Source organism: Flavonifractor plautii ATCC 29863 (assembly GCF_000239295.1).
Classification (GTDB): Bacteria; Bacillota; Clostridia; order Oscillospirales; family Oscillospiraceae; genus Flavonifractor; species Flavonifractor plautii.
Window position 1 is genome coordinate 1 of sequence record NZ_JH417620.1, and the last position, 7,372, is coordinate 7,372.

2 protein-coding genes are annotated in these 7,372 nt (G+C 53.0%); both read left to right on the top strand.

The features are described 5' to 3' along the window. Nucleotides 1–153 precede the first annotated feature (153 nt). On the top strand, nt 154–3,384 hold the full coding sequence (locus HMPREF0372_RS00110) for a TIM-barrel domain-containing protein (protein ID WP_009257885.1): 3,231 nt from the start codon (nt 154–156) through the stop codon (nt 3,382–3,384). 75 nt (nt 3,385–3,459) lie between these two features. Next, a complete protein-coding gene (locus HMPREF0372_RS00115; RefSeq protein WP_007487826.1) occupies nt 3,460–7,278 on the top strand; it encodes a TIM-barrel domain-containing protein in 3,819 nt (1,272 codons plus the stop codon). Nucleotides 7,279–7,372: the final 94 nt, after the last annotated feature.

Below are 7,372 nucleotides of genomic sequence, written 5' to 3' on the forward strand. Positions count from 1 at the left end.
TCTTTGACCCTGAGACCGAGAAGAACCTGATGTACTAAGGGCATTGCTCTCCGCCGATTTGTAGAACCGCCCGGACAAGCCGCACCCAGAGGAGGTGAGCGATGGAACTCTGAAGCAGACCGTTTTACCGAAAGAAAAAGGGAGGATTGCGCATTGAAAAAGATTTTTCGAGTCTGTATAGCATTGCTTCTATGTTTTTCTTTGGTTACCCCGGCATTCGCCCTGGACGGAATATGGCACAATCCCTATGGCATTGATGATCTCTATGACCATGAACCCACCGAGATATACCCTCTGACTCCCATCGCCGGTGAGATGATTTATATCAAGAGCACAACATGGCCGGTGGAGGCAGGACAGTCAGTGTGGCTCACCTATACGAAGAATGGGGAGCCCCAACCGGATATCGGCGCAGAATGGAAGTACAACAGCGGAAACAACAGCTATTGGGAGGCTGCTATTGGTCCTTTTGAAAAGGGTGATGTTATTGAGTATACCGTCTTTGCAGACAAAGATGGGCAGAACACGCAGTCTATTGGCCCGTTCTCTTTCCACGTAGTGGAATGGGAAAGGGCGCAGTCTGTAGAACTCGGTTCACAGGAAGATGGCCTTGTTGTTCTGAATGTAACGTCTGACCAAGGGGATTCTACGCCTAAGCTGGGGCTCAGCTTCCCATCTGCTGATGTCCTGCGCTTCCAGTTTTCCCCGCTGGGAGATGTGGCCTTCGAGGCAGGGGCTGCTGACTACAGTATTGAAGAGGACAGCAATAGCATCATTATTTCCACCAGCGCACTTGAAGTGACGGTTACAAAGTCGCCTTATGGCGTGGAAGTGCGGGATTTGGATACCGGCAAACTTCTGACACAGAACGGAGGCACTGGTAGCGAGCTATCCTGGCTGACGGATGGCGCCGGCTTCGTGAAAAATTTCCGTGGCAGGTATGAATCGCCTTCCAGTGAAAAGTTTTACGGATTTGGGGAGCGTTATAACGGAATTGAAAAGCGTGGAGAAACGGTGGATATTTACGTTTATAACCAGTACCAGAATCAGGGCGAAAGAAGCTATCTGGCCGTACCGTTTTTCTATTCCAGCAAGGGATACGGCTTGTATCTTGATTCCACCTATTACGCTCAGTTCGATATGGCAGACAGCGATCCGAACCAGTATACCTTTACCGTGAATACCTCTGGTGATGATCCTGTGCTGGATTATTATATTATCAGCGGAACGCCGGAAGAGGTGATTGGCGGCTATTCCGAGCTTAGTGGGAAGCCCCAGGATATGCCCAAATGGGCATTTGGGCTTTGGATGTCCGCCAATGAGTGGGATAGACAGTCCGAGGTGCTTTCGGCCGTAGAAAACGCAGAGGCCTATGACATTCCGGCCTCTGTAGTGGTCTTGGAACAGTGGAGCGACGAAAACACCTTCTATATCTTCAATGACAGCACCTATACGGCGAAGCCGGGCGGAGAGGCGTTTTCCGGCAGTGACTTTACCTACAGCGAGAAATGGCCTGATCCCGCCTCTATGGTGGATACCATCCATGACAATGGGATGAAGGTGCTGCTGTGGCAGATTCCTGTGCTCAAATACACCGATTATGCCTGGGAGCAGAAGGACAATGACGAGGCATACATGATTGAGCAAGGCTACGCCGTCGGAGACGGCGAGGGAGGCCAATACCGTATCCCATCCTCCGGGTGGTTCGGCAATAGCCTGCTTTTGGACTTCACCAATCCGGACGCGGTGGACTGGTGGATGTCTAAGCGTGCTTACCTGTTCGATGATATTGGAATTGATGGCTTCAAGACCGATGGCGGTGAAATGGTCTGGGGCCGCAATACCTCCTTCTACGACGGAAGCGATGGCCTGGAAATGCGCAATGAGTATCCGAATGCCTATATCGAAGCGTATTACGACTTTACAGAGGAAAACACCGGTACCGGTATGACCTTCAGCCGCGCCGGCACCGCAGGCGTCCAGTCCACCGGCGTATTCTGGGCTGGCGATCAGTCTTCCACCTTTGATGCGCTTCAAGATTCGATCAGCGCCGGTTTAAGTGCTGGTATCTCTGGCATCCCATTCTGGGGATGGGATCTGGCTGGATTCACCGGCGATTTCCCAACCGCAGAGCTGTACAAGCGCAGCACCCAGGCAGCGGCGTTTGCGCCTATCATGCAGTTCCATAGCGAGAAGGCAAATCCCAGCCCCAGCGAGGAACGCAGTCCCTGGAATGTGCAGGAGCGCACCGGAGATGATACCATCATCCCCACGTTCCGGTATTATGTGAATACCAGAATGAACATTCTGCCCTATATTTATAGTGAGGCACAGCAGTGCACAGAGGATGGCACCCCGCTGATGCGTGCCATGATGATCGACTTCCCGGAGGATCCGGAAGCCTACGACTTAGAAGAGCAGTATATGTTTGGCCGGTCGCTTCTTGTGGCACCTGTCCTCGAAGAGGGGCAGACCGTAAAGGAAATCTATCTGCCCGAAGGCGAGTGGATTGATTTCTTCCACAACGCTCTCACCGCCGGAGGCGGCACAAAGAATTACTACTGCGATGTAGATTCTATCCCTGTCTACGTTCGCAATGGGAGCATTATTCCCATGAATCTCAACGAAGATTATGAATTGGGCGGCTCCATCGGCAACGATGTGGACAACTACACGAATCTGACTTTCCGGGTATACCCGAAGGGTGATAGTAGCTATACACTTGTCCACAGCGACCGGTCCACGATGACCGTAAGCGCCAGCGAGGACTTTAAGAACAGCTCGGTATCCGTCTCTATCCCCGCTGCCGCTATTCCGGTCACTACGCAAGTGTTCGGCACGGAGCCGACTGGTGTCACGGTCAACGGGCAGGCCATCCAGCGTGCTGCTACTTTGGATGAATTCCAAGCTGCTCAGACGGCCTATTACTACAGCAGCAGCGAGAAGCTGGTCTATATCAAGACCGCCGCCGGTGACGCTTCTGAAATTGAGATTGAGGGGATCTATCAGGCTCCCTATGAAGCGGAACATGCGGAGCAGGCCAATGTAGCCGTAAACACAGATCACGAAGGCTATTATGGTGAGGGGTTTGTGGACCAGTTTGCCTCTGAAGGCTGTGCGGTCACATTTACTGTGAACTCTGACGGCGACACCGCTCTGCTGGACGTCCGCTACTCTGCAGGGACTGAGGCGGCCCAGCGGACTCTGCTTGTAAACGGAGAGTCCATAGTGCTCGATCTGCCGAAAACGCAAGACTGGGATAGCTGGAACACAGTATCTGTTCCTGTCGAATTGGTGTCGGGGCAAAATACAATTACAATTTCCTATCAGGCGGGGAACTTCGCCGGAATCAACCTAGACTGTATCTCACTTCGGAATCAGTGACGACTTGAACCAACACAGGGAGGTGCATGGGGCTTCCCTATGCACCTCCCTGTTGTCTTATTAAGGAGGAACTGTATGCGAACGATAAGAAAACGGCTGCTTGCCCTCTTGCTGACGGTCGCTATGCTGGGTACCCTGTTTGCGGGTCTTCCGATTGCTTCGGCCGCATCGGAGGCGCTCGGAAATGTGACGGACGCCGCAGTAGATGGAAATACGCTTTTACTGACGATTGACAGCGGCGGGAGCGCGTCAGATCTGCTTACGTTGGAAGTATGCCAAGACAATATCCTTCGGGTAGATTACCAGCCAGAGTCTGTGGAACCCAGCCCAGACACCCCGATTATTGACCCTGAGCTTACTTGGGATACCACTACGGCAACGGAAATCGACATTACCGGCGATCCCATTGTGATCCAGACAGACGGCATGCGCATTGAAATCAGCCGTACGCCATGCCGCATGACGGTGATGCAGGCCGACGGAACTACGCTGTTCTGGGAACCAGAGAGCGGAGGCATCTACCACGACGGGGTGCGCTTCGTACGCGCTGAATCCAGCAATATGTATGGTATTCATGGATTTGACTGCTTCAGCGATAATGGGAACCTTCTGCGGAACGACAACAGCTCTACGGCCGCAGCAGGGCAGCAGGGAAATTCCGGCGGCCCATTTATGTGGTCAACTGCCGGATATGGTATTCTGGTGGACTCTGACGGCGGCTATCCCTATACAAACTCCACCGACCGCAAGATGGAATTCTATTATGGGGGAACGCCGGCGGAGGGCCGCCGCTACGAGAAAGAAGACGTAGAATATTTCATCATGCTGGGAGAGCCGAAGGAGATTATGGCCGGCTTCTCCAAAATCACAGGGACATCTCCCATGATGCCAAAGTGGTCTTTGGGATTCTCCAACTTTGAGTGGGATATCGACGAAGACGAGTTCTATGAAATGGTAGAGCTGTACCGGGCCAAGAATATTCCGATTGATGGCTATGCTTTTGATTACGACTGGAAACGTTATGGCGATGATAATTACGGGGAATTCACCTGGAATACGGATAACTTCCCCTCTGCGGCCTCCACGCAGCTAAGGGAGGATATGGAATCCAAGGGTATTAAGATGATTGGCATCACCAAGCCCCGTGTGGTGACCAAGCTCTCTGACGGAACACCGACTGAACAAGGTGTGGACGCAGAGGCCGGAGACTACTTCTATCCGGGCCACTATGAATACACAGACTACTTCCTGCCTGTGACTGTGCGCAGCATTGATCCCTACAAAGCAGCGGAACGGAACTGGTGGTGGCTCCACTCCCAGGATGCTTTCGATCGGGGCATCGTTGGATGGTGGAACGATGAGACGGACAAGGTCTCCTCAAATGGTGCAGATTACTGGTTTGGCAACTTTACCACCGCCTTTATTTCTCAGGCCATGTATGAAGGGCAGCGGGAATATACCGATGACAGCGTCCGTGTTTGGCAGACTGCACGCAATTACTATCCTGGTACGCAGAGGTATGCCACCAGCATCTGGTCCGGTGACGTGGCAACCCAGTTCTACAAGGGAGAACGGGTATCTTGGGCGGCTGGACTAAATGAGCAAAAGGTTGCGATGCTGTCCACCATCAATAACGGGCAGCCCAAGTGGGGCAGCGATGGCGGCGGCTTCAACCAGAACTCCGGGAACATTGAAAACCCCAGTCCGGAGCTCTACACCAGATGGCTGCAATTCGCTTCTATGAGTCCGGTTTTCCGCGTCCATGGAACAAATCATCAACAGCGCCAGCCTTGGCACTTTGGTACAACGGCGGAAGAAGTGACCAAGTCCGCCATTCAGCAGCGGTATTCCCTGATCCCGTACATGTATTCTTATGAGCGGGAGGCCTATGACTCCGGTTTGGGGCTGGTGTATCCCCTGCTGTTCGACTATCCCGACGACGAAAACGTGGCTGACTACTCCGATGCCTGGATGTTTGGAGAGTGGCTGCTCGTTGCCCCTATCACAGAACGTGGTCAATCCGTGAAGTGGATCTATCTGCCGGAAGGCACCTGGATTGACTATAATCGCGGCACTGTTTATGAGGGCGGCCAGTATATTCCCTACAGCCTCAATAGCGAGTCTTGGACCGACATTCCGATGTTTATCAAAGAAGGCGCCATTATTCCGAAGCAGGACGTGCAGGACTATGTCGGACAGGAAACTGTGGATCATGTGACGGTAGACATCTTCCCGAGCGGCCGGGAGACCAGCTTCCGCTATTATGATGACGATGGAGAAACCTATGACTATGAGGACGGCGTGTATTTCACACAGGAAATCTCCGCGCAAGGTACCGGAAATACCGAAGTGAAGATCGGTGCAGTCGATGGAAGCCACAACTCCGGATTGGACTACTATTACTTGGCCGTCCATGGCCAGGCGGCTACCGAGGTTACCAGCAACGGGAGCCTGCCCTATTATGATGACTATAATGCGCTGTTAGCGGCGCCTGGAGAAGGCTGGACAGTGGGCAAGGATGTGTATGGGGATGTAACCTATATCAAGGCCTATGCCGCTTCTGACAGCAACAGCACTTACACGCTCGAAGGCAGCAGCCCCGTCGATGCGGATGGCCAGACCTACGAAGCGGAGTATGCTTCCCTTTTTGGCGCTTCTACAGACACGCAGGCCTCTGTGAACCAGAATCACTCCGGCTACTCCGGAGCGGGGTTTGTCGACAAGCTGGAAGCCGCTGGCGCCGGCGTTACCTTCTATGCTAAGGTGGCCAATGCGGGTGATTATGACGTCACCTTCCGGTACGCCAATGGCGATGCAGCAGAGCGGTCTCTGTCGGTCTATGTCAATGGGGCTTATATCGGCAAAACCATAATGCCCTCCACCGGACACTGGGACACCTGGGCGGATTGCCTGATGCAGCTTCCGCTGGCGGCAGGAAACAACATCATCACTCTTAAGCATGAGGATGCCAGCGGAGACACCGGCTATGTCAACTTGGATTCTTGCACCGTGCCGTTCTATCCGGAAGTGATCACCGCAGAGGCCGAGAACGCCGCGCTCTACGGCACCGCCGGCACAAATCAGGATCACTGGAATTACAGCGGAAGCGGCTTTGTTGACGGGATGACTTCCGCCGGTGCGGGCGCTGAGTTTGAGATTACGGTTCCCAAGGACGGAAGCTATGAGGCATCTATCCGTTACTGCAATGGCACCCAGGCCACGAAAGACCTGAATCTGTATGTCAACGGTTCCTATATAGAGACAATCTCTTTTGGAAGTATCGGCGGAAACTGGAACGAGTGGCAGGAGCTTACCCAGACGCTGGAGCTTGATGAAGGCCGGAATGTCGTTGCGCTGCGTTACGACAGCAGCAACTCCGGCAATGTAAATCTGGACAAGCTGTCAGTGAAGACAGAGCCCGACGCCACAATTTCGGTCCCCTTGGTAGACAATGGCGGATTCGAGCGGGACACCTCACAGAGCAGCGCCTGGACAGAGTGGCACCCTGATGGTCAGGCAGTGGCCTATGGAGTAGACTCCGGATCTGGCACAAATCCGCCAGAGTCCCCATATGCCGGCGATAAGCGGGTTTACTTCTACAGCAACAGTGCATACCAGCAGAGCATCCACCAGGGAATCAACCTCCCGAATGGAACCTATACCGTTCAAGCCTGGATAAAGGTTTCCAATACGGCTCCAGACATTGGACGCATGGAGGTCACTGGTTATGGAGGCGACAGCATCTATGTTGATATGCCTTATGCAGGAACAGGGTGGAGGCTGGTTGAGACGGATATCACCGTTACAACAGGCTATCTGGACATTGGGTTCTACTGCTCCAGCCTAGGCGGTACAACTGTGCATATAGACAATGTTAAGATTTTGAATAAATAGCGGAATTTAATGAGTTAACTAAAAGATTCAGAGATAAATATACTTAAATCGAAGAACATACCCGAAGAGGGACGGGCCTCCGCAAAAGCGGAGG